Source organism: Celerinatantimonas yamalensis (assembly GCF_046054155.1).
In the GTDB taxonomy this organism is placed as follows: Bacteria; Pseudomonadota; Gammaproteobacteria; order Enterobacterales; family Celerinatantimonadaceae; genus Celerinatantimonas; species Celerinatantimonas yamalensis.
Map to the genome: position 1 here is coordinate 594353 of NZ_JBEQCT010000001.1, position 26997 is coordinate 621349.

25 protein-coding genes and 3 tRNA genes are annotated in these 26997 nt (G+C 41.6%); 19 read left to right on the forward strand and 9 right to left on the reverse strand.

Annotation, left to right across the window (positions count from 1 at the left end):
- The first annotated feature begins 37 nt into the window (after positions 1 to 37).
- Positions 38 to 991 carry a 23S rRNA pseudouridine(955/2504/2580) synthase RluC gene (gene rluC, locus ABUE30_RS02910; protein WP_408622166.1) on the forward strand — a complete coding sequence of 318 codons (954 nt, stop codon included), beginning with the start codon at positions 38 to 40 and terminating at the stop codon, positions 989 to 991.
- 52 nt (positions 992 to 1043) lie between these two features.
- Here the strand turns inward: rluC and ABUE30_RS02915 are convergent, their stop codons facing one another.
- Positions 1044 to 1634 carry a Maf family protein gene (locus ABUE30_RS02915; protein WP_408622167.1) on the reverse strand — a complete coding sequence of 197 codons (591 nt, stop codon included), beginning with the start codon at positions 1632 to 1634 and terminating at the stop codon, positions 1044 to 1046.
- A 130-nt stretch (positions 1635 to 1764) separates the two neighbouring features.
- Here ABUE30_RS02915 and yceD point away from each other — a divergent pair, with 130 nt between their 5' ends.
- The 12 genes from yceD to ABUE30_RS02975 all read left to right on the forward strand — a co-directional run bounded on the left by yceD (position 1765) and on the right by ABUE30_RS02975 (position 11337).
- Positions 1765 to 2295: a 23S rRNA accumulation protein YceD gene (gene yceD, locus ABUE30_RS02920; protein WP_408622168.1), complete on the forward strand. Its 531-nt coding sequence runs from the start codon at positions 1765 to 1767 to the stop codon at positions 2293 to 2295.
- 11 nt (positions 2296 to 2306) lie between these two features.
- Positions 2307 to 2480 carry a 50S ribosomal protein L32 gene (rpmF, locus tag ABUE30_RS02925; protein ID WP_408622169.1) on the forward strand — a complete coding sequence of 58 codons (174 nt, stop codon included), beginning with the start codon at positions 2307 to 2309 and terminating at the stop codon, positions 2478 to 2480.
- Between the two features lie 10 nt (positions 2481 to 2490).
- Positions 2491 to 3516: a phosphate acyltransferase PlsX gene (gene plsX / locus ABUE30_RS02930; RefSeq protein WP_408622170.1), complete on the forward strand. Its 1026-nt coding sequence runs from the start codon at positions 2491 to 2493 to the stop codon at positions 3514 to 3516.
- 183 nt (positions 3517 to 3699) lie between these two features.
- Positions 3700 to 4638 carry an ACP S-malonyltransferase gene (fabD, locus tag ABUE30_RS02935; RefSeq protein WP_408622171.1) on the forward strand — a complete coding sequence of 313 codons (939 nt, stop codon included), beginning with the start codon at positions 3700 to 3702 and terminating at the stop codon, positions 4636 to 4638.
- Positions 4639 to 4650: 12 nt separating this feature from the next.
- Positions 4651 to 5385, forward strand: a complete 735-nt coding sequence (fabG, locus tag ABUE30_RS02940; RefSeq protein ID WP_408622172.1) for a 3-oxoacyl-ACP reductase FabG — start codon at positions 4651 to 4653, stop codon at positions 5383 to 5385.
- A 150-nt stretch (positions 5386 to 5535) separates the two neighbouring features.
- The gene (gene acpP, locus ABUE30_RS02945; RefSeq protein WP_408622173.1) at positions 5536 to 5772 is read left to right on the forward strand and encodes an acyl carrier protein; all 237 of its coding nucleotides are present in this window, start codon (positions 5536 to 5538) and stop codon (positions 5770 to 5772) included.
- Positions 5773 to 5851: 79 nt separating this feature from the next.
- Positions 5852 to 7084: a beta-ketoacyl-ACP synthase II gene (gene fabF, locus ABUE30_RS02950; RefSeq protein WP_408622174.1), complete on the forward strand. Its 1233-nt coding sequence runs from the start codon at positions 5852 to 5854 to the stop codon at positions 7082 to 7084.
- An 83-nt stretch (positions 7085 to 7167) separates the two neighbouring features.
- Positions 7168 to 7986, forward strand: a complete 819-nt coding sequence (gene pabC, locus ABUE30_RS02955) for an aminodeoxychorismate lyase (protein ID WP_408622175.1) — start codon at positions 7168 to 7170, stop codon at positions 7984 to 7986.
- A complete protein-coding gene (gene mltG, locus ABUE30_RS02960; RefSeq protein WP_408622176.1) occupies positions 7986 to 8984 on the forward strand; it encodes an endolytic transglycosylase MltG in 999 nt (332 codons plus the stop codon). The genes pabC and mltG overlap by 1 nt, the downstream gene beginning before the upstream one ends.
- Positions 8981 to 9604 (forward strand): dTMP kinase, encoded by a 624-nt coding sequence (gene tmk, locus ABUE30_RS02965; RefSeq protein ID WP_408622177.1) that lies wholly within the window; start codon positions 8981 to 8983, stop codon positions 9602 to 9604. Before mltG ends, tmk begins: the two co-directional genes overlap by 4 nt.
- On the forward strand, positions 9597 to 10562 hold the full coding sequence (locus tag ABUE30_RS02970) for a hypothetical protein (RefSeq protein ID WP_408622178.1): 966 nt from the start codon (positions 9597 to 9599) through the stop codon (positions 10560 to 10562). The genes tmk and ABUE30_RS02970 overlap by 8 nt, the downstream gene beginning before the upstream one ends.
- Positions 10552 to 11337, forward strand: coding sequence for a TatD family hydrolase (locus ABUE30_RS02975; RefSeq protein ID WP_408622179.1), 786 nt, complete (start codon positions 10552 to 10554; stop codon positions 11335 to 11337). The genes ABUE30_RS02970 and ABUE30_RS02975 overlap by 11 nt, the downstream gene beginning before the upstream one ends.
- A gap of 174 nt (positions 11338 to 11511) precedes the next feature.
- Here the strand turns inward: ABUE30_RS02975 and rsmF are convergent, their stop codons facing one another.
- Positions 11512 to 12939, reverse strand: a complete 1428-nt coding sequence (gene rsmF / locus ABUE30_RS02980; RefSeq protein ID WP_408622180.1) for a 16S rRNA (cytosine(1407)-C(5))-methyltransferase RsmF — start codon at positions 12937 to 12939, stop codon at positions 11512 to 11514.
- A gap of 165 nt (positions 12940 to 13104) precedes the next feature.
- Here rsmF and ABUE30_RS02985 point away from each other — a divergent pair, with 165 nt between their 5' ends.
- From ABUE30_RS02985 to prc, 4 genes are all read left to right on the forward strand, one after another.
- Positions 13105 to 13371: a YebG family protein gene (locus tag ABUE30_RS02985; protein ID WP_408622181.1), complete on the forward strand. Its 267-nt coding sequence runs from the start codon at positions 13105 to 13107 to the stop codon at positions 13369 to 13371.
- On the forward strand, positions 13364 to 13837 hold the full coding sequence (locus ABUE30_RS02990) for a GAF domain-containing protein (protein WP_408622182.1): 474 nt from the start codon (positions 13364 to 13366) through the stop codon (positions 13835 to 13837). The genes ABUE30_RS02985 and ABUE30_RS02990 overlap by 8 nt, the downstream gene beginning before the upstream one ends.
- An 80-nt stretch (positions 13838 to 13917) precedes the next feature.
- On the forward strand, positions 13918 to 14526 hold the full coding sequence (gene proQ, locus ABUE30_RS02995; protein WP_408622183.1) for an RNA chaperone ProQ: 609 nt from the start codon (positions 13918 to 13920) through the stop codon (positions 14524 to 14526).
- A 22-nt stretch (positions 14527 to 14548) separates the two neighbouring features.
- Positions 14549 to 16570 (forward strand): carboxy terminal-processing peptidase, encoded by a 2022-nt coding sequence (prc, locus tag ABUE30_RS03000; RefSeq protein ID WP_408622184.1) that lies wholly within the window; start codon positions 14549 to 14551, stop codon positions 16568 to 16570.
- Positions 16571 to 16631: 61 nt separating this feature from the next.
- On the opposite strand, the gene ABUE30_RS03005 is transcribed toward prc, so the two are convergent.
- The 3 genes from ABUE30_RS03005 to ABUE30_RS03015 all read right to left on the reverse strand — a co-directional run bounded on the left by ABUE30_RS03005 (position 16632) and on the right by ABUE30_RS03015 (position 21912).
- On the reverse strand, positions 16632 to 17585 hold the full coding sequence (locus ABUE30_RS03005; RefSeq protein WP_408622185.1) for a tyrosine-type recombinase/integrase: 954 nt from the start codon (positions 17583 to 17585) through the stop codon (positions 16632 to 16634).
- A 920-nt stretch (positions 17586 to 18505) separates the two neighbouring features.
- On the reverse strand, positions 18506 to 19879 hold the full coding sequence (locus tag ABUE30_RS03010; RefSeq protein WP_408622186.1) for an amino acid permease: 1374 nt from the start codon (positions 19877 to 19879) through the stop codon (positions 18506 to 18508).
- 89 nt (positions 19880 to 19968) lie between these two features.
- On the reverse strand, positions 19969 to 21912 hold the full coding sequence (locus ABUE30_RS03015) for an exoribonuclease II (protein WP_408622187.1): 1944 nt from the start codon (positions 21910 to 21912) through the stop codon (positions 19969 to 19971).
- Between the two features lie 354 nt (positions 21913 to 22266).
- On the opposite strand from ABUE30_RS03015, the gene ABUE30_RS03020 reads away from it, so the two are divergent.
- On the forward strand, positions 22267 to 23664 hold the full coding sequence (locus ABUE30_RS03020; RefSeq protein ID WP_408622188.1) for an MFS transporter: 1398 nt from the start codon (positions 22267 to 22269) through the stop codon (positions 23662 to 23664).
- A gap of 6 nt (positions 23665 to 23670) precedes the next feature.
- Positions 23671 to 24609, forward strand: coding sequence for a glycoside hydrolase family 43 protein (locus tag ABUE30_RS03025; protein ID WP_408622527.1), 939 nt, complete (start codon positions 23671 to 23673; stop codon positions 24607 to 24609).
- Between the two features lie 51 nt (positions 24610 to 24660).
- Here ABUE30_RS03025 and ABUE30_RS03030 read toward each other — a convergent pair.
- From ABUE30_RS03030 to ABUE30_RS03045, 4 genes are all read right to left on the reverse strand, one after another.
- Positions 24661 to 24737, reverse strand: a tRNA-Val gene (locus tag ABUE30_RS03030).
- Between the two features lie 20 nt (positions 24738 to 24757).
- Positions 24758 to 24834: transfer RNA gene (locus ABUE30_RS03035), tRNA-Val, on the reverse strand.
- A 19-nt stretch (positions 24835 to 24853) separates the two neighbouring features.
- Positions 24854 to 24930 (reverse strand) — tRNA-Val (locus tag ABUE30_RS03040).
- A gap of 299 nt (positions 24931 to 25229) precedes the next feature.
- A complete protein-coding gene (locus ABUE30_RS03045; RefSeq protein WP_408622189.1) occupies positions 25230 to 26150 on the reverse strand; it encodes a chemotaxis protein in 921 nt (306 codons plus the stop codon).
- Between the last annotated feature and the right edge of the window lie 847 nt (positions 26151 to 26997).

The following is a 26997-nucleotide window of genomic DNA, read 5'->3' on the forward strand; positions in this document are numbered from 1 at the left end:
CAGCAATCAATTTCATCTTTGTGATACCATCCATTCTATGAATACGACAAATAATAGCGTTCGCTGGGTAACCGTTACTGACGACGATGCTGGGCAACGAATAGACAACTTCCTGAAACGGCAGCTAAAAGGCGTGCCCAAAAGTCTCATTTATCGCATTTTGCGCAAAGGAGAAGTGCGAGTAAACAAAAAAAGAATAAAACCTGACTATAAATTGCTCGAAAAAGATGAAGTTCGTATCCCACCGGTTCGAGTTTCAACAAGCGAAAACTTACCCGCAAATGCCAAATTGGACAAAATTTCTAATTTAGAACATTGCATATTGTTTGAAGATGACTATCTGTTAGTGATCAATAAACCGAGCGGCTTTGCAGTTCATGGTGGAAGTGGCCTTAGCTTTGGTGTCATTGAAGGACTACGGGCTCTGCGACCTGACGCTCGTTTTTTAGAATTAATTCATCGTCTTGATCGCGATACTTCTGGCGTATTGATGATTGCCAAAAAGCGTAGCGCGTTGCGTGAAATGCATCGTCAACTCAGAGAAAAAACCGTACAAAAAGATTACTTAGCCTTAGTGTATGGTCAATGGGAGCGCTCATTAAAAACTGTGAATGCGCCTTTAGCTAAAAACTTATTGAGCTCCGGTGAACGCCTGGTCAAGGTGGATGAAGAGCAGGGCAAACCCTCTTTGACGCGCTATCAGCTAGAACGACGCTTAGGTGAAATGAGTTTAGTTAAAGCGTCTCCTGTTACCGGACGCACGCATCAAATTCGAGTCCATTGCCAATATGTGGGTCACGAGATTGCAGGCGACTCTAAATACGCAACCCATGAGCAATTAGAGCACAGCAAATCTATTGGCTTGAATAGACTTTTTTTGCATGCTTGGCAGATCCGTTTTGAGCATCCCCGAACTGGCGATATGATGCACCTAAATGCTCCCCTTGATGCCCATTTACAGCAGGTTATTGATCGTTTAGCTACCGATTAGCCCGTTATTAATATCTAGTTTATAACTATCAACCGCATCTATTGATGCGGTTTTAGACCGCGCTGAGTAATTCAACTCCCTCATTGGTGAGGAATTCGACTAATCGAATTAAAGGCAAACCAATAAGTGTATTCGGGTCATTACCTCGAAGAGCCTCAAATAAAACGATTCCACTCCCTTCGCTTTTGAAGCTACCGGCACAGTCCAAAGGACGTTCAATTGCAACGTAACGACGGATGAGTTGTTCACTGAGCTGGCGAAATTGCACATCAAATGTTTCGACCCGTTGTTGCAAGTGTTGAGTCTGAGTATTCAACAAGGCCAAACCAGTAAAAAAGCGAACCGTTTGACCACTTGCTTGCCTAAGTTGTTCAATCGCGTTATCCACTGAGTGTGGTTTTCCTAAAATATGGCCATTTATTGCGCAAACTTGATCACTACCAATAATAAGATGATTTGGGTAATTAACAGCAAGCGCCTGCGCTTTTCCAACAGCTAATCTCACGACGAGTTCACTGGCTGATTCGCCAGCAAAAGGTGACTCATCAATATCAGGCGAAACACTTTTAAATGAAATGGCTATTTTTTTGAGTAACTGTTGGCGATATTTTGAACTAGATGCAAGAATAATTGAAGGATACATAATTTGCTCTCGCTATTTGGGAAGGGCAATTGTAAACTCTGCAACTTCAATTAGCGAGAGCTTGTAATGTTGCTGGTTTTCATTAAAATCCTTTGACTATCAGCCTCTCTAACTATATGATGCGCGCCTTATGCAAAAGGTTAAATTACCGGTTGAGGTTGAAGCATTCCGAGCGGCGAAACGCCGATTGGATTATCACGGCATCTTACCTAAAGGACAGATGCTGCGATTAGCACAAGCAACTTCAGCTGTAAATATAGATGCTAACGCTTGGATTCGCTTTGATATTGACTCGCAAGGGTTATCTGTGATGACAGGCACGGCAAGCACCGAAGTGACATTGGTTTGTCAGCGTTGTAGGGAAGAGTTTGTTCTACCACTTAATGTTGAATTCCAATACTCTCCGGTAACAGACAAGCAGCCGATGGAAGAACTTCCGGAAGCGTATGAACCGCTTGAGTTAGATGAAAATAGCGAGTTTAATCTTCATGAGGTACTTGAAGACGAATTTTTGATCGCGTTACCATTGATTGCAATGCATTCAATTGACGAGTGTAAAGTTCAAGAGCAAGTCCAAACGTTTGGTAAGCTAGCAACTCAAGAAGAGAGTACGCAGTCCAATCCATTTGCTATTTTACAAAGTTTAAAAAAAGATAATTAGGAGAAAGGGTCATGGCCGTTCAACAAAACCGTAAAACCCGTTCTAAGCGTGGCATGCGTCGTTCACATGATGCAATCACTAACAATGCTGCACTGAGCGTTGACAAAACTACTGGCGAAACTCATCGTCGTCATCACGTAACTGCTGATGGCTACTATCGTGGCCAGAAAGTTATCAATAAGTAAGGCGACATCATTGCAACGTCTAACGTTGGCGTTAGATGCGATGGGGGGAGATTCTGGCCCCCCAGTTGTTGTCCCCGCAGCCAAACAGGCTTTAGAGAATTATCCATATCTTACGCTTCGACTTATCGGAGATCGTGAGCAGCTTATTCCCCTCATCCACCACTATCATCTTGAAGATGAGACTCGTCTGAGTATTGTGCATACAGTTCAGATGATAGCCCCTGAAGATAAGCCACTTAAAATTTTGCGCACTCGACGAAACTCCTCAATGGGATTATCTCTACAGATGGTTGCTGATGGAGAGGCTGATGCTTGCGTTAGCGCCGGTCATACCGGTGCGTTAGTGGCATTATCACATGCAATTTTAAAAGTATTGCCCGGTATAGAGCGGCCAGCACTGGTCAGTTCAATTCCTAATCGACGAGGACGACAAACTCTGATGCTTGATCTAGGGGCTAACTCAACGTGTAGTTCTCATCTATTACATCAGTTTGCGCTGATGGGAATGGTGTTGGTTCAGACCCTTTGGCACATTAACAATCCTAAAATTGCACTATTGAATATCGGCAGCGAATCGATCAAAGGAAATGATGCGATTCGCCAAGCAGGGCGTCTATTGACACAAACTTCATCGTTAAATTATCAAGGGTTTATTGAAGGCAACCAAATCTTTGATGGTGATGTAGATGTCATTGTCAGTGATGGCTTCTCAGGGAATATTGCACTTAAAACCGCTGAAGGAACTGCTGAATTTTTGCTCTATTCGTTTCGAAAAATGCTACCTCAAAGCCCACTGAAGCGATTCATTATGACTTGGCTGATGCCAAATTTTCAGCGACAACTTTCACAGCTTACCCCCCAAAAACATAATGGCGCATGTATGCTAGGCCTTCGCGGTGTTGTGATCAAAAGTCATGGTCGAGCTGACAGCGAAGCTTTTTTTCAAGCAATCAGTGAGGCACTGGTTCAATCTCAGCTCAATATTCCTCAATTAATTGGTCAACAGATCCCTAAATTTTTATCAGAAATTGGCTAATTATAGGATTTAACGTCTTAATTGGATGATTATTGCTCGTTTGTTGCTATGGATGTATGGATCATGCTTGGGAAGTGACGCTTAAGCCGTTATACTTGCCTGCATTAAATTTGAATTCGTGAATGATACCTGCAAAAGCTAACACAAGGCTTACAGGTAACACTAACGATATAGGAACCTTATATGTCAAATTTCGCTTTTGTATTTCCTGGACAAGGCTCTCAGAGCGTTGGGATGTTATCAGAGTTTGCTCAAACAAATGTAATTGTTCAGCAAACATTTCAACAAGCCTCTGATGCACTAGGTTACAATATTGGCTATATTATAGAACAAGGGCCAGCGGAAAAACTGAATGATACCTCTGTCACACAACCCGCGTTACTAGCTTGCTCAGTTGCGTTGTGGCGAGTTTGGCAAGACCGTGTCGACTTGAAACCTTCGTTTCTAGCCGGCCATAGTTTAGGTGAATACTCGGCACTCACTTGTGCGGGTGTAATTAATTTTGCTGATGCTATACGCTTAGTTGAGCTGCGTGGGCAACTCATGCAGCAAGCGGTTCCTGTCGGCATAGGGGCCATGTCAGCGATTATTGGTTTAGATAATTCACGGATTATTGAAGTCTGCGAACAAGCCGCTCAAGGTGAAATTGTCACCGCGGTTAACTTTAATTCACCCGGCCAAGTTGTGATTGCTGGTAATAGAGCCGCGGTAGAGCGAGCGAATATTTTATGCAAAGAAGCAGGAGCTAAACGCGCATTGCCGTTACCTGTTAGCGTGCCTTCGCATTGTGAATTGATGCGACCTGCAGCAGAAAAATTAGCAGACAAACTTGATAGTATTGTGTTTAATACACCTTTATTTAAAGTCATCCATAATTATAATGTGGCAATATCAAGTGATGCCGAGCAGATCAAAGAAGCGTTGATTAAACAGCTTTATAGTCCAGTACGTTGGACTGAAACAGTTGAGTTGATGGCTAATGAAGGTGTTTCTTCGCTGGTTGAATGTGGCCCTGGAAAAGTACTTGCGGGTTTAACAAAACGTATTAATAAGCAATTATCAGCAATTTCGATCAATGATAGTGCATCACTAGATGCGGCTGTCGATCTGATTTCAAAATAAGGGTAATCAACGATGTCATTGAGCGGTAAAATCGCACTCGTGACCGGAGCAAGTCGCGGTATAGGTCAAGCCATTGCAGTTGAACTACTACACCGAGGCGCTACCGTCATTGGAACAGCTACATCTGAGTCAGGCGCACAAGCTATCAGCGCGTACTTAGAAGAGCAGGGACAAGGGATGGTATTAAATGTCACAGATGACGACTCTATCAGCCAGTTATTTGGTCAAATCAAAGAAAAATTTGGCGATATCGATATCCTCGTGAATAATGCTGGTATCACGCGTGATAATTTGATGATGCGGATGAAAGATGAAGAGTGGGACGATATTATCGCCACCAACTTGACCTCTGTATTCAAATTATCAAAAGCTGTGTTACGAGCTATGATGAAACAACGAGCGGGACGTATCATTAATATCGGTTCGGTCGTCGGCTCCATGGGGAATGCAGGACAAGTCAACTATTCAGCCGCCAAGGCTGGCGTGTTAGGCTTCACTCGTTCAATGGCTAAGGAAGTGGCTTCTCGTGGAATTACAGTGAATGCCATTGCCCCGGGATTTATTGAAACAGATATGACTCGTGAACTGGATGAAGGACAGCGTGAGGCAATTTTAACTCAGGTGCCAATGAATCGACTTGGCACACCAGAAGAAATTGCCAAAGTAGTTGCCTTCTTAGCCTGCGATGATGCAGCATATATTACTGGTGAAACGATTCATGTGAATGGTGGTATGTACATGGCTTAATTACAGAAAAAGTGATTAAGTATTATATTTACTATTGTAATCAGTGAAAAATCGCGTAATTGATCATGCAACGGGGGTTGCAACTTTCCGCGGTTTGAATACACTATCGCAACGACGCAAAAGCGTATTATACAAAGGAAAATTATTGTCATGAGCACAATTGAAGAACGTGTAAAGAAGATTATCATCGAACAGCTTGGTGTTGGTGAAGATGAAGTTAAGTCAGAAGCATCATTCGTTGATGATCTAGGTGCAGATTCTTTGGATACAGTTGAGTTAGTTATGGCTCTGGAAGAAGAGTTTGATACTGAAATTCCAGACGAAGAAGCAGAAAAAATCACTACCGTTCAATCAGCGATTGATTACATTCTTGCTAACCAAGACTAATCTTCTAAAACAGGTGGCATAGCTGCCTGTTTTAATTTCTACCTACTATTTTTTAATTCCCGTTTCTGGAGGCTAATCTGTGACAAAACGCAGAGTGGTTGTAACCGGCATTGGCATGCTATCGCCGGTAGGAAATACGGCAGAAGATTCTTGGAAAGCTCTTCTAGCAGGCCAAAGTGGTATCGGACCCATTGAGCATTTCGATACAGAGGCCTTTCCGACTCGTTTCGCCGGTTTGGTGAAAAATTTCGAGGCTGATAAATATATTGCCAAGAAAGATCAACGCAAAATGGATCTCTTTATTCAGTATGGTATTGCTGCAGGCCTAATGGCGATAGAAGATGCAGCTCTTGAAATTACCGATGACAATGCTGAACGAATAGGGGTATCAATTGGTTCAGGAATTGGTGGTTTAGGGCTCATTGAGCAGAACCATACCAATTTTATGAACCATGGACCTCGTAAAATTAGTCCATTTTTTGTTCCGTCTACCATTATTAATATGGTCTCAGGTCATTTATCAATTAAAACTGGTATGAAAGGCCCGAATATCGCTATAACGACAGCCTGTACAACAGGTACTCATTCTATCGGTATGGCGGCTCGAATGATTTCTTACGGTGATGCAGATGTGATGGTCGCCGGTGGGGCAGAAAAAGCATCGACACAGCTTGGTATGGGGGGATTTGCAGCTGCTCGAGCACTGAGTAGTCGCAATGATGACCCGCAAGCGGCCAGTCGTCCTTGGGATAAAGATCGTGACGGCTTTGTACTGGGTGATGGGGCTGGTGTTTTAGTACTTGAGGAATACGAAGGTGCTAAAGCTCGTGGTGCGAAAATCTATGCCGAACTAGTTGGCTTTGGTATGAGCGCTGATGCCTATCATATCACCGCACCTTCTGGTGATGGTGCGGTGTTGGCGATGCGAAATGCATTGAAAGATGCAGGCGTTGAGCCTTCAGCCGTTGATTATATTAATGCCCATGGCACATCGACTCCTACGGGTGATATATCTGAAAACAATGCAGTGAAAAAAGTCTTTGGTGAACATGCTTATAAATTATTAGTGAGCTCAACCAAATCGATGACCGGTCATCTATTAGGTGCGGCTGGCGCGATAGAAGCAATCATCTCTGTACTGGCACTGCGTGATCAAATAGCACCACCTACAATTAATTTGGATCATCCAGATGAAGGGTGCGATTTAGATTATGTAGCAGGTAAAGCACGTAAAGCCGAACTGGAATACACATTATCGAATTCTTTCGGTTTTGGTGGTACCAATGGCTCTCTGTTGTTTAAGAAAATCTAATCACTCCGTTGATTGAGCTTAAAGCCCGATGCCGTTAACATGGCATCGGGTTTTTTTATGATCTCACACAGAGGACAAACAACTTGGGTGATTGTTGGATCAATGGAAAACTAGGTGAACAGCTAAGCGTCTTTGATCGCGGTTGCATGTTTGGTGATGGTTTTTTTACCACGATGGCGGTGCGTAATAGTCAAGTTGAGTTATTCCAGCAGCATCAATACCGAGTCAAACAAAGTTTAATGCGACTTGCTATATCGGTTGATGAATCTTTCATTTGGTCTTTCATCCAAAAGCGTGCGCAAAATTTGGTTCAAGGTGGTCTAAAGCTAGTCATCACGCGTGGGCAGGGAGAGCAAGGTTATCAGTTGCCCAGTCAAGTTAATCCACAATGGATTGTTTCATCGTTTGCACCTATCAGCCGTTATGAGCGTTGGCAAATTGAAGGGATTCGCTTAGGTGTTGCTCGGACAAAACTGGCAGTAGGGCATATCTATAGTGATCTAAAAACACTGAACCGTTTAGAACAAATCGCTATAAAATGTGAATTAGATCAAAGTGTTGATGATTTAATCGTACTTGATCACTTTGATCATGTGGTAGAGGCAAGTGCCGCCAATTTATTTTGGCGCAAAGGGCAGATTCTTTATACACCCACGCTTAAGCACGCGGGCATCCATGGTGCTATGCGGCAATATCTTTTATCGCTATTATTAAGCGAGCCTGAGTTTGTTGATTTACACCTGCAGCAAGGGCAATTTTCACTGACAGATGTCATGCTTGCTGATGAAATTTGGTTGACAAACAGTTTGCTACCGATTGTGCCCGTTGCATGGTTCAATGGTTCATCTTTCTCTGATTTTTCATGTAGTCATCGACTATTACGCCATATGGGGTATCTATAGTGATTTTTCGTAAAAGCAGTTATTCACTCATCGGGGGAATAATTGCTTTACTCGTGATTACGGGTTATCAAACATATCAATACGCAGAGCAACTATGGAATCACCGCGTATTAGATAAACAGCAACTTTACACGCTCAAGGAAAATACACGCCTCATTGATGTATTTGAGCAATTACACCCCTTAGCCCCACAGCAACGATTTGTGCTAAAAGGATGGTTACGACTGTATCCTCAGTTGGCTAAAATTAAGGCTGGGACCTACCAGTTGCCAGCACAAGCAAGTTTTGCAAAAATAGCCGCTATACTGCGCTCTGGGAATGTCTACCAATACCATATCACATTCGTTGACGGCGAAACGATGACCCAATGGTGGCAGCAATTACAACAAGCCCCTGGTATCAAGATAAATCAAGCATCTCTGACACAGGTGACAGCTGAACTGGGCTTTTCTAATGGAAATATGGAAGGCTGGTTACTTCCAGAAACGTATTATTACACGCAAGGCACGACCGCTGAGGCACTTTTAAATCGGGCATATCAAGCAATGAGGCAATTTTTGGCTCAAACTTGGCAAACACGAAAAGCGGGGCTACCTATTCGGTCACCTTACCAATTATTAGTTCTTGCTTCTATTATTGAAAAAGAAACGGGTGAAGTAGAAGAGATGCCGAAAGTTGCATCAGTATTTGTCAATCGCCTCCATCAACATATGCGGTTACAATCAGATCCAACCGTTATCTATGGGCTAGGGGATGCTTATACGGGTAATTTAACCCGAGCCAATCTCAGACAGAAAACGCGCTACAACACTTATGTCATCTATGGATTACCGCCAACACCTATTGCCATGCCAGGACGATCTGCGATTCAAGCCGCGGCTCATCCGGCAAATACAAATTACTATTATTTTGTTGCTGATGGCAGTGGTGGTCATCATTTTTCAGTCAACTTGCAAGAACATAATCAAGCAGTTAGGAAATATATTTTAAAACGATGAATGCCCAATTTATTGTCATTGAAGGGCTCGAAGGAGCCGGTAAAAGTTCAGCGGTTGAGACAGTTAAGTCTTGGCTATCAACACACCAACAAAACTACATCACCACTCGGGAACCCGGAGGAACGCCTTTGGCTGAGCAATTACGCGATATTCTTAAATATTATCAAGACGAAGTGATCACAACACAAAGTGAGCTTTTATTGATGTATGCTGCGCGCAGTCAACTGGTTGAAAATGTCATCAAGCCAGCCCTTAGACAAGGACAATGGGTCTTAGGCGATCGACACGATTTAAGCTCAAGAGCTTATCAAGGCGGGGGACGTCAAATCCCTATGACCACCCTTGATCAACTTCGAGAGTTAACATTAGGTGATTTTCGCCCTGATTTGACCCTCTATCTAGATATTGACCCAAAAGTTGGACTCGCTAGAGCTAAAGCACGTGGTGATTTAGATAGAATAGAGCAACAACAGCAGGCATTTTTTGAACGCGCACGCAGCGTCTATCTAGATGAGTTTGAACGCGATCAAACCATCATTAAAATTGACGCCTCTTTGCCATTTTTGATGGTACAAGACATGATTACTCAAGCTTTAGATACTTTTTTTAGCCATGAATAAACGCCTCACAATTCCGTTGAATTGGTATCAATCGACCCTTGATATGCTAGAACAGCAGATCATCGAGCAACATTTAGGTCAAACTTTACTATTCGACTATGATGAGGGCGGCGCAGCGGTAGAGATCGCAAATTGGACCGCCACGCGTTTATTATGTCAATCGGATACAACCAATAAACCTTGTGGCTACTGCCATAGTTGTAAAATGATGAGTGCGCATAGTCACTCTGATTTCTATCTGTTGGAGCCAAGCGCAGTATCGATCGGCGTCGACCAAGTTAGGGCACTGCAAGAATGGGCCGTACAAACGCCCAGTCACGGACGGGCCAAAGTAACCGTGATAAGCCAAGTCGGTAAGCTTACAACCGCTGCGGCTAATGCTTTACTAAAAGTTTTAGAAGAGCCTAAAGCACATAGTTACTTTATCTTACTAAAGCCCCGTCAGACGGCACTGCTAGCAACGATTCTCAGCCGTTCACAACGCTTGATCATCCATGCCCCAGACCCTAACCAAGCTCTTGGTTGGTTACAACAACAATTGCCAGATACACCCAATACGTTGCAGCAGTTAGCATTACATTGGTTAAATGATGCCAATCAAGTTTGTGATTTTCTACATGCTGATGGCGCCAAGCAGATTGAGCAATTCTGTCAGGCCTTTAATACCCTTATTCAACAAGGCAATATTGAGCCGCTTCACGAGCAAATAAGCACGCATCGAGATCAGCTCCAATGGCTAGGGCAGGTCTTGATTGATTCGATGCACACAAAACTAACGACGGAACAGCTTGCTGGGCCATCGGTGGCACATTTGGATTCACTACAGTTGATGGGATGCTATCAACAATTTGTTGATTTACAGCAGCAATTAAACACAAATGTGGCGCTTAATCTGTCACTGCAACTTTACCCTTTATTATTAAATCTGATTGAGACGGAGGAACCCAGTGCTCATTGACTCTCATTGTCATCTTGACCGTTTAAACTATGAAACTTTACATAGTGATCCCCAGCAAGTTATTGACAAAGCCAGTGCCCAAGATGTGCAATATATGCTCGTTGTATCCATCTCATTGAATGAATATCACATCATGCGAGAAAAACTGGCTCATTTATCCAAGCTAGCTTTCTCTTGTGGTGTGCATCCGTTGCATGTTCACGAATCTGAACTTGAACCCAACTTACTGCGCCAGCTAGCCTCTGAAGATGGCGTGATTGCGATTGGGGAAACTGGGCTTGATTATCACTACAATCCAGCAACAAAAGATATCCAGCAACAAAGCTTTATTGAACATCTTAAAGTCAGTTCTGAGCTGAAAAAACCAGTGATTATTCATACTCGAGAGGCCAGAGATGACACATTACGCTTAATTCAAGATTTTGGTGATGCATCGGTTGGTGGGGTATTACATTGCTTTACTGAAGATTATGCGATGGCAATGGCTGCCATCGAGATGGGCTATTATATCTCCGCAAGTGGCATTATTAGCTTTAAGTCAGCCAAGAGTGTTCAAGAAGCTTTCGCCAAATTACCGCTTGACCGCCTTTTAGTTGAAACTGATTCCCCTTATTTAGCGCCAACACCTTATCGTGGCGGAGAGAATCAACCTGCTTATACCCGCCGAATCGCTGAAGTTTTAGCACAAATTCGGCAAATTTCTTATGAAGCGGTAGCCGAAGCGACCACGGAGAATTTTCAGCGTCTTTTTGGTCAAATTGATGGATTAAAATAATAGAATAAAAAAAGTCCGGTGCCATCCTTGCACCGGACTTAGGGGAAGGACCCGGTCGGGTCTTGCGCTAATCATCAATATAACTAAGTATAGTCGTTGTTAATCGATTTGCTAACTCATCACGATTGATAACGACTACAATATGTAGCGACTATTGATAACCACTTGGAAAAGCTAGCTAAACTGCACTGTGTCGCGAACCAATTCTCGAGGTAGCCGGTTTTTGATCTTCCCCTTAAGCCATTTTCCAAGTCCTAAGGTCGTCTGCTGATAGCGAATCACAACTTCACCATCTCCCGCTTTAGCGTCGGGCCAAGGTAAATCACGCCCTTGCATGAAAGCTTGCGCTTGTTCGCTATCGCATTCGATAATATTATTCGTGATCTGATTAGCCCAATAACTAATGGCTTCATGAGTCAATTTGATCTCTTTTTTAAATTGCTCAGCCACTTTAATCCCTATGCGGTCGAATCGAATATCATTCGTTAGAGCATAGAGTTGCTCTGGAAATAGCCAAAATTCATTATCTCTTGTCATCAACCGACTATTTTGCGGTAACTTTAAGCCAAATTGAACACGAATATGTTCGGCTAGTACTTGAGCTTGCTTATTTGTGGCGAGACTAAAGGGAAGTGCCCTTACCTTCTTGATGACAGACGGAGCCTCGAGGGTTTTAACTTTACGCAAAGCTGCGACAAAGAACCCCTCGCAGTCATAAGTCTGTGGCCATACATGTAAATACCCTTCAGGGGTTAGCGCTTGGTGCGCACCATTAAATAATTTTGCTAGTGGTAATACCTCAACCGCATCAGGAAACCGAGCTTGAAGATTGGCAATAACGTGTTGGTTTTCTAGATGATTGAGCGTGCATGTCGAATAAATCACCACACCACCTGTTTTTAATGCATGTAAGGCACTATCAAGCAGTTGTAATTGAAGCGCGGCTATCTCGTTGACATGATCAATGCTCCAGTTACTCATCGCGTGGGGATCTTTACGTAACGTTCCTTCACCTGAACATGGCGCATCTAATAAAATGCCGTTGAAGGTTTCCGGCAACCAACGGCCAAATACATCCGCGTTATAGTTGGTCAACGCCACATTCGCTATTCCACAGCGCTGTAAGTTAGAATAAAGCCCCTTAATGCGACTTGCAGAAAATTCATTCGCAACAATCGCGCCTTGATGCGCTAATCTGGCGGCAATCTGAGTGGTTTTAGAGCCGGGAGCTGCGGCAGCATCTAAAAGTAGCGGCGCATCACAGACACGTATAAAATGAAAGAGGGCACTGACAGGGAGCATTGAGCTGGCTTCTTGAATATAAAACAATCCACCGAGATGCTCTAGGGTATTTCCTAATGGGGTCGTTTCATCTTCGCGTTCTAACCAGAAGCCTTGCTCACACCAGGGGATTGGAGTTAGCATCCATCCTTGATTAGTCATACGAGTGACAAACTCAGTGACCGTTATTTTTAGGGTGTTAACACGGACACTGCGACGCAGCGGTTGATCGCAATAATGTAGGAACTGTTCAAAACAGCGCTCATCAACGACAGTTTCACCAATAAGTTGAATGAAATCTTGAGGAAGGGAAGCGGACACAACATTAGCCTAGTTTAGTTATAGTGGTGGATATTTTACCGAACTTCGATAAAACTAGTACCGATAAATCACCCAGCTTTGGCATTTCATGGTTATTCTTAGCTTTTTAGCTGAAAATAAGTATAATTACATACCTGTACATAAATACAGTATTTGGAGTTTTCCGTGGCAGTTATTGTCAAATATGTAGTTGAACGAAATGGTATTGAAAAGATGACTTTTACCTCTAAGAAAGAGGCGGATGCATACGATAAAATGCTCGATGTGGCCGACCAGTTCTCATTATTTTTAAAACAGGCCGATGTGAAATTAGATGATGCACAGGCCGATGAACTCGGTTTTTATGTTGCTACTAATCGGCATTGTGTCAACCAATTATTAAAAGGACAAGCTTTTGAGGAGGCTATGTTAGAGGGAGAAAAAAATGACTGACAAGGTTAAATTCTATACACGATTAACCCAACAAATCACAGCTTTATCAGGACCTGATATTCATTGGTTGTCCACATTAGCCAATACGACAGCATTGCTTTGGCTTGAACTTGAAGACATCAATTGGGTTGGATTTTATTTAGCAAAAAATGACCAGCTTATATTGGGACCTTTTCAAGGTAACCCCGCCTGTACTCATATTGCAATCGGGCAGGGCGTTTGTGGCAGCGCCTTTGCAGAAAAAACTATTTTTCGTGTCAGTGATGTCCATCAATTCCCTGGCCATATAGCTTGTGATGCAGCTAGTCAGTCTGAAATTGTCCTTCCTTTATATACTGGATCGCAATTAATTGGCGTTTTAGATATTGACAGTCCTTCTATAAACCGTTTTGATGGACAGGATGAGGCAGGTTTAGCAGAATTATTGGTTCAATTGTCCGATCATCTATCCGAGATTGAATTTTAATAGCTTTTCCAAACTTGACCACTATAATAACCGAAGCACAGATCGGCCTGTGTAAATAGTTGTGTAATTTAAGGTTGTTCATGGAAACCGTTGAGAAACTTAAGAATAGTAAAGAAGTCATCGCCTATTTGGCAGAACAGTTCCCACAGTGTTTTTCACTGAAAGGGGAAGCTAAGCCACTGAAAATTGGTATTTTTCAGGACTTAACCAAACGACTTACAGATGATCCTAGAGTCAGCAATACACTGTTACGTAGTGCATTGCGCCAATACACCTCAAGTTGGCGCTATCTACATAGTGTTAAAATTGGTGTCAACCGCGTTGGTCTTAACGGCGAAGCGGCTGAAATTGTTGAGCAAGAACATGCAGAGCATGCCCAGCAAAAACTCAAGGAAAGTAAAGAAAAAGTCTTTGGTGCCAAAAATCAAGTTAAGCGTGACGATGTGAAGTCCAGCAAAAACTCGGATAAACCGATACCTGCTCGACGTCCTCGAAAGGAAAATACCTCTCGTCCTGCCAAAGTTAAAGCTCTTCCTAGTAGTGAACTTCAAACCGGTAAACAGATCCGTGTTCTCGTAGGTAAAGTACCAATGCCAGGAGTCATTACTGAAATCGTAAAAAATGAGATTTCAGTGCAACTCACCTCTGGAATGCAAGTGAAAGTTAAAAAAGAGCATATTGTTGCTTAAACGAAGCAAGAGGCGTTAGTTTATGATATCCATTCGCCCGCTGTTCGTAGCGCTGACACTTTCATTAAGTGTAGCTACGACTGTGTCGGCTAGTCCGATTCCAATTAAAGAATCGGCATTGCCCCAGCTAAGCCAAGAAAGTCAGCACGCTACAGAAGCTAAGCGAATTGCTGCAATTTATACGCGTTCTCATTATGTTGATGTAGTCTTAAATAACGCTTTGTCAGAAAAGATCTTTAAGCGTTATTTAGACCAACTTGATTATCATCATAATTTGTTCTTGCAGTCTGATATTGAAATGTTATCGCCTTACCGAACTCAGCTCGATGATGATCTAGCTAGTGGCCAACTGTCACCTTTTTATAAGATATTCAATTTAAGTTTAGAACGACGCTATCAGCAACTAGCTTATTCGTTGAAGCTTTTGAATAAAGATAAACCCATGGCGTTTACAAGCCAAGAGCGTTATCAGTTCGATCGTAGCAAAGCGAATTATCCTAAGGATAGTATTGCGCAGCATCTCTTATGGAAACATAAAGTAATGTATGATGCGTTGAACTTGAAACTTTCTGGTAAAAGATGGCCTGAAATTGTTGATCTGCTGAGTAAACGGTATAGTTATGCGATGAAACGTCTGACTCAAACAGAAAGTGAAGATGTATTTCAGACCGCAATGAATGCTTTTTCTCGTTCAATCGATCCCCATACCAGTTATCTTTCACCTCGCTCCTCTGAGCGATTTGAAACAGAGATGAGTTTGTCGTTGCAGGGGATCGGTGCAGTTTTGCAAACTAAAGACGAATATACGACGATTCGTAGCCTGATTCCTGGAGGCCCAGCAGCGAAGAGTGGCTTATTAAAAGCTGGTGATCGGATTGTTGGCGTTGCGCAAAAAGATAAATCGATGGTCGATGTAATAGGTTGGCGTATCGATGACGTCGTCGATTTGATCAAGGGAGAAAAAGGTACACCTGTTTATTTACAGATTTTACCGGTTGGAAGTAAAGCTGGGGATAAAACTAAGACCATTCAGCTCATTCGCAATGTTGTTCGCTTAGAAGATAGAGCAGCAAGCGGCAAGATTATAAAAGTGAAAGGGTATTCAATTGGTGTTTTAACTCTCCCAAGCTTTTATGTAGGTTTAAGTAGAGACTCAGCTAAGGTCATCAAAACGTTAGAGAAAAGCCACATTGACGGCTTAGTGGTCGATCTACGTGAAAACGGTGGTGGTGCACTAACCGAGGCCATAGGAATGACAGGTTTATTCATTCCGAAAGGTCCTGTTGTACAAGTTCGGGATCAAGCCGGGCGCATCAGTGTCAACCAAGATACTAGTGGAACAACCGTTTATAACGGCCCAATGACGGTACTTGTTGATCAATATAGCGCTTCCGCCTCTGAGATTTTTGCTGCTGCAATGCAAGATTATGGCCGAGCGTTGATTGTTGGGGTGCAAACATATGGTAAAGGTACGGTGCAACAAAACCGAGGGTTAGGTCGTATCTACGATACCTTCGAAAAACCGATGGGTCACGTGCAATATACTATTGCTAAATTTTATCGCATTAATGGTGGTAGCACCCAACGTAGAGGTGTCTTGCCGGATATTCTCTTCCCATCAGCACTGCCACATTCAGAAACCGGTGAGTCTAGCAATGAAAATGCACTTCCTTGGGATCGGATCCAACCAGCGCAATATCATAAATTAGGTAGTTTCACTAAACTTCTGCCAATACTAAAAGCTGACTATCGCAAACGTATCAAAGACGATCCTGAATTTCAGTATGTCGTCAAAGATATAACTCAGTACAAGGCGCTAAAAGATAAAAACAGTATCAGTTTAAATTATGTGACTCGAGAGAAAAAACGTAATGCACTTGATGCCAAAGATCTAATGCGGCTTAATGCTCAGCTTAAACGGGCAGGGATGAAACCTGTTAAGGCTATAGCTGATGCGCCGAAAAACTTTAAGGCGCCTGATGCTTATCTTGATGAAGCAGCAAGTATTACCGAAGATTTGGCAAAACACGAGAAGTCTTCGTAAGATACCATAGCTATACTTTTTTAATTTTCAAAGCCACTTTCAGTAAAGTGGCTTTTTTATTTCAAAAAATAATTCGCTGACTCGCTCGCACCAATCGGCCATCACCGCGGTGATCGTAACGCTGTGTGGTGCTAATACTCGCATGTCCCATGGCATCTTTGACGGTGACAATATCCTCTCCATTTTCTAACATCATCGATGCAAAGGTACGACGTAGATCATGGGGCGCGAATGGTGGGATTCCAGCTTCTTGCTGCCTAGTTTGTAAAATATGATAAATAGCTTGGTCACTAAGTCTATTCATGGTTACATCATCAAAACGGCGGATCCGAGTAAAAAGTGGACCACTATACTCGCCGCGAATATCTTCAATCCAAGTACATAAACGAAGCCAGCTGCTATCTGGCATAAAAGAGCGTCGTTGTTTATTACCTTTCCCCATAACGATTAATATCTTACGTGCCACTTCAATATCTTCGTAATTTAAAGCAACTAATTCTGCTCGCCTTAATCCGCAACCCAATAAGATAGCCAGTATTGCCGCATCCCGAATACCTTTTGCTGAATGATCATTCGCAAGCAACTTGAATAACTGTTGTACCTCAAAGGTAGATAGTGATCGACCACGACTAATCCGTGTTCCTTTTACTGACTTGACTTGGCGAATATGCTGAAAAGATTCTGTATCAATCAACTTCATAGTCCATGCCTCAAGCATAACCCCTTTCATCCCAGCCAAGTAGGTATTCACTGTTGCAGGACTTCTACCTTCACTTAACAATTTTTCCAAAATAGCTTGAATATGTTGTCGTCGTAATGATGACCAAGGGCAATCAAGTAGTGTGTTGTAACCAAGTATTTTAGCCACTATGGTTAAAAATGATTTCATTGTTTGTCGACTTCTCTTCGACTGCAATGAAATCAGGTAGCCAACTGCTGGACTTTGCTTGTTATCACTTAGTAGATTGGAGTTAGATCGTAAAGTAGAGTGAACAGGTGATGTGATTTTTGACACGACAACTCCAATAAAGATAACAGAAAGTTATAAACGAAAAAGCTACTTTTTCAAAGATACATTTTAATAAGTAGAAGAGATAAAAACAATGGATAATAAAAATATTATATAAATCATATAATTATCTAATAATAATTGTTCTGTTTGCCAGTATTCAAAATAGGTAGTCATTTTGTTATCTAATCACTAAAAGGCCAAATAATGGAAAAATGATACAGTTTCATACGAGTGAAAGATGGGGAAATATGATTTAACCTAACTCAGAATCCAAGCTATAGAATAGGTGATTAAACAGATCATTCTCTAATTTAGTAACAGTGAAGCTCGATTCCAAAAACGATTGGCCCCTATCAGAGAATACAATATGGAGTTGAGCATCAGCCAAAACAATAATCGTCACGATAATGCTATAGCTGAAAGTTTGTTCTATTGTTGAACATGATAATCGTAAATTCACATATACCGTAATGGCATTTATTATTATTTTACAATTAAAAGCGAGATTATAGAGTGAATGGAGAACTTTCTAGAAAGGCACGAAAAACTCTCGTGAACAAGTAAATCAGGGCAAAGGAATAGTGACGGCTGCATCACCGGAGTAATGGTCATTCCAGAGAATTAGCGATAGGGTGATAGTGATTAAATTTCTAGTACAATAGTTATAGGCTTATGGTCGATAAATATTGCCAAAATAGTTATGAATGAATCGCTATTTGTTTAAATATGAAAATACTAAATCTGGATATTTTATAAGACTGTTTCAACAACTGTTAATAGTTCATGATCTAATGAATGAAATTTTTGATATGAAATTCTGAATGGCTTAACTTGATTCAATTAAAAGGCTATAAATAATAGTTAACAACATTGTAAAAAGGCCACTTATATGAAGTGGCCTTTCTGATAAATATACTTAACTATTACATGGTTAATTCTGAGATAGAAGCGCGATGTCGAACTCTCATAATGATATAAAATATAGATAGGAGAACGATCCAAACTGGCAATAAATAAACGCTAATGCGAGCACCCGGAGTTAAATACATAATCACTAAAATGCCAACCATAAATAACAAGCAGATTATATTGCTGATGGGTGAAAAGAGACTAGGAAAAAAACTCTTATTACCATTAGCTAATTGAAACTTACGGAATTTTAAATGGGTTAAACTAATCATTCCCCAGTTAATCACAAGAGCTGAAACAACTAATGACATTAGTAGACCAAACGCTTTACCTGGCATGATATAATTAAGGATGACGCATAAGCCTGTCGCAATAGCTGAAAAAGTTAGGCCGAAAGTCGGTATACCTTTTTTATTCACTGTCATTAATAACTGAGGCGCATTTCCTTGTTTAGCCAAACCAAATAACATACGACTATTACAGTAAACGCAACTATTATAAACTGATAGAGCTGCTGTTAATACGATCACATTTAAAACATTAGCGACAATGTTACTATTGAGAGCATGGAAAATAAGAACAAATGGACTACCACCTTCGACCACTTTATCCCAAGGATAGAGGGCTAGCAAAATTCCAAGCGCACCAATATAAAAGATTAAAATACGGTAAATCACCTGATTGGTTGCAGTTGGTATTGATTTTCTTGGCTGATCAGATTCAGCAGCAGTAATACCCACTAACTCTAGGCCACCGAAAGAAAACATGATGATCGCCATCGACATCACTAACCCGTGGATCCCATTAGCAAAAAATCCTCCATGAGACCAAAGATTATTAATATTTGCCTGAGGACCGGCTGTGCCAGAGATGAGCAAATATGCGCCAAAACCAATCATCCCCACAATGGCCACGACCTTAATAATCGCAAACCAGAATTCCAATTCACCAAATAGCTTAACATGAAGCATATTAATAATATTAATTACAATAAAGAAAACTAACGCAGACATCCAGGTTGGAATGCTTGGCCACCAATACTGCACATAGATCCCGACAGCAGTTAATTCGGCCATAGAGACTAAAACATATAGAACCCAATAGTTCCACCCAGATATAAACCCGGCCAAGTTTCCCCAATACTTATGAGCGAAATGACTAAATGAACCAGCAACCGGCTCCTCTACAACCATCTCCCCTAATTGACGCATAATTAAAAAGGCAATAAATCCCGCAATGGCATATCCTAATAAAACTGATGGCCCAGCCATTTTAATGGTTTGAGCAATACCGAGAAATAAGCCTGTCCCGATTGCGCCACCCAATGCGATTAATTGAATGTGGCGATTTTTCAAGCCACGATGAAGTTGTTGTGTTTGCGTGTCCACTTTTTTCCCTTATGTGGTTTATATATTAACTATATTCAACATCAGCAGGGTGAAATGAATCCTTTTCACCCTACTTAATAATGGTTTGTTTAAACTAACTCAGCAATTAAACTCGAACCATTAGTTTTTACTTCAATCACTTTGATCGTGACCTCATCACCTAACTGATATTTACATTCGCCGTTAATGAATACTTTACCATTATCAGCATCACAGTTTAGTTGATCCTTAACCGCGTGAATCTTCGTTGCTGGAACAAAAACCATCGCCCCAGTTGCATGAACTCGAACTTTGATACCACCTCGCGTAACATCAAACAGTTGGCCGACTTGCGACCCAATTGTTGATAAATGAGTTTGATAATACTCACTATAGAGGTAATCACTCATATTCCGTTCAGCAAACTTATGGGCACGGCGACACTCGCCCAAATGAACAGCTAATTCGTCAGTCAAAGGAGCTTCTGCAGATTTATTTAGTAACATCGCTTTGAGTAAACGATGGTTTAATAAATCACCATACTTACGAATTGGGGATGTCCATGTACCATAGCACGATTCACCTAATCCAAAGTGGGGCTGAGGAACGGACGAAAACTCACTAAAGCTATAGAATTTACGCAATCGTAAATCGAGATAGGTCATTGAGTCATCATCCAGTACTCGACGCAGTTGGCAGAAACCTTCAAACGACTGCAGTTGTTCAACATTCATCTCAATGCCAGCATCTTTAACAATAGTTTCAACTTGTGCGATTTTATTCGTATCAAATCCCGCATGAGTATTAAAGACGGCAAAGCCAAAGTGATTTTTCAATGTCAATGCCGCACTAATGTTAGCTGCAATCATTGCCTCTTCAACCATACGGTTAGCTATCCGTCGTGGTTCGCAATGAATAGCTACAACACTGCCATCTAAATTAATTTCAAACCGATAATCAGGTCGGTCGGCAAATACAATCGCATTTTCTTTACGCCAACCAATTCGCTGCTCCGTTAACTCTTTAAGTGCTTTGAGTTGATCACTTAATGTCTGGGTAGCAGGCTCCCAAGTTACTGCATTTTCTTGCTCAAACCACTCTGACACATCATCATAATTTAAGCGATGTTTGCTCTCAATCCACGCGGCAAAAAATTCACAGCTATCTGCTAATTGGCCTTGTTGATCAATACTAATGCGAGCACACAAAACAGGACGTTTTTCTAGAGGATGCAACGAACATAACTCATCAGCTAAGCGTGCGGGTAACATGGGTACTGTATGTGCGGGTAGGTACAACGTAAAACCGCGTTGACGAGCAGTCTGTTCAAGCAGGTTATCAGGAGAAACATAAGCACTGGGATCGGCAATAGCGACCAATAATTGCCAACCATTAGATGTCTTTTCAATACTTAGCGCATCATCCATATCACGCGTGGAAGCCGAATCAATCGTGAAGAATTCAACATCAGTGAGATCTTGACGTTCTAATTGCTCTTCGGCAAGTTGGTAAGTCTCTAAATCATCTGGTGCATCCCAGGCTAAGTGGTGACGAGCGGTCGTCGCTTTCCAGCGCGCAAACTGGTCATCTGATTTAGCAATTAACTGGGTGATTTCACAATAAAAACCACGATCAGTAAGTGGATGACGTAGCATTTTAGCCACAACCCAGTCGCTTTCAGCAAGATCTTGTGTCACTTCCTTATTGACGCGCGCATTGATCGGAAAATTAATCAGTGGGTGATCGGCAATCACAGCAGGGCGTCCATCTCGGCCTAGGTGAACCTGACCAATAAATTCATCCGTGCCAGCTTCAATGAGTTTCTCTGGTTCAAAACTCTGCTTGCCATCATCGCTTTCTCGAACCACCCCGGAAACTTTATCGCCATGCATAATCCGCTTCATCTGAGCCGGTGCAATGAAGTAGCTTTTATTCCCTTCGCACTGTAAAAATCCAAACCCACGTTCAGTCGCTTTAACTTGACCTTCAGCTGTTGGTAAACTGTCTTTGATTTGCTGCTTCAATTGCTGCAAAAGCGGGTTATCTCTAAACATCTGAATCCATAAAACCCTTCATGAAAATGAACTTCAACTATACACAATAGCGGCTTTGCTCGCTACCCACGCAAGAATGTTGATTGCATTAGATCGGCATATTTCTGTTAATCATCATTCTGTATTAGTCCCTGTTTACTTCATACGTCGATGGATTAAAACGCTATATTACTGGCCATAATGGTTGTGGATCATTTTATGTGGATAGGAACATATTTCTATAATTTAGTGCAGATATCCAGCAAATATACCACCAATTAGTGACATCATGCACAATTATTTTAATTAACTATCAATAAAATCAATAACTGATACTCCTCGTAACAATTTGTTACAAACACAAAAGGATCAGTTATGGAGAAATTCAAGCTATCTGTTATTGAAAAGGTAGGGTTTGGTAGTGGCGATATGGCGGTTAATGTCGTCATATCGTCAATGATGCTGATCATTACTTTTTTTTATACTGATATTTTTGGTTTAAGGGCACAAGATTTAGCAGCATTATTCATCGTAGTGCGACTCATTGATGCCGTCACTGATCCGTTAATGGGGATAATCACTGACAAAGTAAATACACGTTGGGGGCGTTATAGACCTTATTTTTTAATATTAGCCGTGCCTTTTGGTATTGCTGTATTCCTAACGTTTAGTACGCCCGATTGGGGATACAACGCGAAATTAGTCTACGCTTATGCCACATATATATTCGTTACGCTAATATTTACAGCCGTTACTATCCCATACATTTCCCTCATTGGGGTACTGACCAATGATCCACAAGAGCGCTTATCAGCTAATGGTTATCGTTTGTTTTTAGCCAAAGTAGCCGCCTTTTTGGTAACGATTATTGTACCTCAACTCTCCGCGGTGTGGGGGCAAGGGAATATACAGCTAGGTTATAAATTATCAATGGGACTGATGGGTGCGATGGCAACATTATTGTTCTTATTTTGCTTTTTTACCACAAAAGAACGCGTTGAATATCAACCTACAAGTATCTCCATTTGGCAACAAGCTAAAGTATTAGTAAAAAATGATCAGTGGTTGTTATTGTGCTTTTCGTGCGTCACTGGAACTGTAGGTTATGTAGTACGAGGATCCGTTGCTGCCTATTACGCCAAATATTATTTAGGCGGCGGCCCCGTTATGATCTCCAACTTTTTGGCAACAGGTGTAACTGCCTCCATTTTGGCCATGGTGGTATCTACTTGGATCACGAAACGATTCTGTAAAATCAAACTCTTTCGGTATAGCCAGATTTTAGTCGCACTTATCAGCATTGTGATGTTCTTTAGTGTCGGGCAAAACGATGTAGTACTCGCTTTCATTTTATATTTTATTTTATCATTTGTAGTCGATTTACATGCGCCAGTATTTTGGTCAGCAATAGCCGAGGCAGTTGACTATGGTGCAGTCAAAAATGGCGATAGAGCATCCGGATTGTCATTCGGAGGGATATCTTTTTGTCAGAAGTTTGGGATGGGGATTGCCGGCGCTATTGTGGGCCTGCTATTGACTTACTTCAATTATATTCCTAATCAAGTGCAAAGTGAGTTCACTTTGACAGGGATTGCATTGATGTTATCGATTATTCCCGGATTTTTCCATTTGTTGATGGGCTTGGCTATGTTCAAATATAAAATAACGGACAGTTATTACAATAAAATGCTCGAGACTGATGCTTTAGCTGCCGCGCGAGTTAATAAAGACCTAGAGCCTTCTCATCATGATCATCCAGCTTATTACAAATAGGAGACACTGATGCATTACATAAACCCATTGATAAATCAACGTGCAGATCCACATCTGTCGTTAGGTGATGACGGCTACTATTATTTTACAGCCTCTGTGCCCGAATACGATCGTATTGAACTTAGAAGAGCACGTCATATAACAGAGCTCTCCTGCGCAGAGACTGTCGATATATGGCATGCACCCAGCAGCGGCCCTTATAGTTCACTAATTTGGGCACCGGAATTGCACAATTTATTTGATCAATGGGTGATCTATTTTGCGGCAGCGCCGAATCGAGAGATTGTTGACGGATTATTCCAACATAGAATGTACGCATTGGGATGTCACGCTGAAAACCCATGCAACGGTGATTGGAAATTATTAGGGCAAGTAGATTCTGGAATAGACTCTTTTTGCTTAGATGCAACCCATTTTAAGCACCATGGAAAGTCGTTCTATGTATGGGCACAAAAAGATCCATCTATCGCTGGTAATTCAAACCTCTATATCGCAACACTCAAGACACCAACTTGGCTAGATAGTCCAGCGGTTTGCCTTAGTGTTCCCGATAAATCATGGGAGCAACAAGGGTTTAAAGTGAACGAAGGACCCGCAATATTGCTCCGCAATAATAAAGTTATGATAACGTATTCAGCAAGTGCAACTGATGAGAATTATTGCATCGGCTTACTATGGGCTGATACACGATCGGACTTACTCGATCCAAACAATTGGCATAAATTAGACGACCCCATACTAACGAGTTCAGTCGAGCGAGAAATTTATGGGCCAGGACATAATAGTTTTACATGCGATGAACAGGGTCACGATCTCATGGTTTATCATGCAAGAAGTTATACCGATATTAAAGGTGACCCGCTATGGGATCCGAATCGACATACACGTATCAAACACGTCAATTATGGCAATGATGGTCTGATTAAACCGGATTTACCAGAATAATCTTCATATTTAAAAGGGATAGATTTGAATAGCGGAGTAGGGAAGCCGAATTGGTACGACCGAGTGGACTCGAACCACCGACCCCCACCATGTCAAGGTGGTGCTCTAACCAACTGAGCTACGATCGTACTATAACAGAGAATATAACTGGTACGACCGAGTGGACTCGAACCACCGACCCCCACCATGTCAAGGTGGTGCTCTAACCAACTGAGCTACGGTCGTATACGACAAGTTATATATTTGGTACGACCGAGTGGACTCGAACCACCGACCCCCACCATGTCAAGGTGGTGCTCTAACCAACTGAGCTACGGTCGTACTGCTTTGAAAGCGAGCCGTATCTTATCGAGAGGACTGAAAAGGTGCAAGGAATTTTTCTTGAATTTGAGTCAATTGCTGAATGTGTAGCCATGTGTAGCCATTTAGGAACCCAAATAGTAACTTATTCAAGCATCATCCTAAAATTTGGTACTCATTGAACATCGCTAGTCAAAAAGTTATCCTTAAAACAATCAAAAATAAAACATGCATTGAACACACGAACAGATAGGATAAAAAGCCATCATAACTAATGGCTTTTTAAGCAATAATGACATTGATGGAAATAGGTTAACGACCTAATAACCAGCGACACCCGGTGTCACTGTTCCATTCTCGATATGTCTTGCGCCTCTTAACATTCCCTGAACCAGTTCATTGGCATCAAATTTTGTTAGTGCTTCGTTTGCGCCCACTTGATGAGCTCTATCAACACTGATTTCACTCGAAAGTGAGGTGTGTAAAATAATATAAGAGTTAGCAATTTTTGGATTACTGCGAACTTCAAAGGTTAACTCATAACCATCCAAACCAGGCATCTCTATATCGCTAACTAAAATATCAAAGCGTTCATCAGAATCACTTGAACCGATCATCACCTCCAAGGCATGGCTACCATCAGAGCAGACTTCAAAGGGAATATTTGCGTAATCTAAGGCTTCTGAGAGTTGTCGGCGGGCAACGGATGAGTCATCAACTACAAGAATGCGATGTTCACGCAGTTTTGCACGATCAGCTGCATCAATATTTGCATGTAAGTGGTCCTCAGAAGTGGGGAATACATGCGAAAGAAGCATCTCTATATCAATAAGTTGTACCATTTTCTTGTCGTAATCAGTGACACCCAGCACATAAGCAGAACGACCCACGGCAGCAGGGGCTGCATGAATATTGCGCCAGTTACATTCAATAATTCGGTCAATTTTACGAACCAAAAAACCAACCAGCTGTCGCTGACAATCTGTCACGATAATAAAACAGCTTTTTATTTCTTCTTTTTGGATCGCTCGGTAACCCACCGCTGCAGCCATATCAATAATAGGGATTGTTTTACCGCGAAAAGGTGTGGAACCAACAACAGCACGATGAGAATGAGGAAGAATAGTCAAATGTTGATAGGGAATAATTTCTCGAACTTTCAATGTCCCCAACGCGAATGTTTGCTTCTCAGTTAACTTAAAAAGCAGTAGTCCTTGAGACTGTTGGCTGCTTTGCTTCATATAAATTCCTTTCAATACTCAAATAGCCAGTCCAGCCAGCTACGCCGTATTTACGACAGTCATGCCCACTATTATACCAAAACTTTTAGTTCGACCAACCTCCATTGGCTATCTTTCGAGTATAGTAGTTACTCGGGACTTTTAACAATCAGTTTTTGCCGAAGAATAAATTCAACTGATTAATTTTAAAAGAATTTTAAAAAAAACTATGACTACCGATTCGTGATCAATACAAATATTCTATTCAATTATTGTCATCCCTAATAAATTTCTACCCAGAATAATCATTAATTTATGATAAATATCAATTAGTTATATTTTATTCTGTGTGCTTTTAAATGTTCATCACTCCGCAGCAGTTTCTGGTAGGGAACATTTCAACGAAATGTTACATCTCCAGCTAGATGCCGAAACGGCGATCCTCGTTCTTTGAAGATGTCGTGTAGAATAGTTTGTTATGCTCGAGTTGCTGGGATTCAACAGCCCTACATATAATACCTAGGAAAGTCTGTGCCAAATCGGCTATAAATGTGCCAAGGAAGTGGTGATCGGGGAGTGATTCCAAGCCGGTTCTGTTTTACCCAGTGTTGATAATAAAAGGGAAATTGGCCATACCAGTCTTCTAGATGTCAATTGTAGAAAAATCCATCAACAGACGCCTGGGTGGTGCTCCATTTGCAAACATATATCGATCTCGATGAGTCGGCTTCAATGGTTGAGAGTGGAGGACTTGATCTAGTGATAGGGATCGTCTCTACACCATCTGAGAAAAGAATACTGTCACGGCCATTATATAGTGATTATTTATTACTATAGTCCAGCGTGACAGTAATATAGCCAGAAAAGG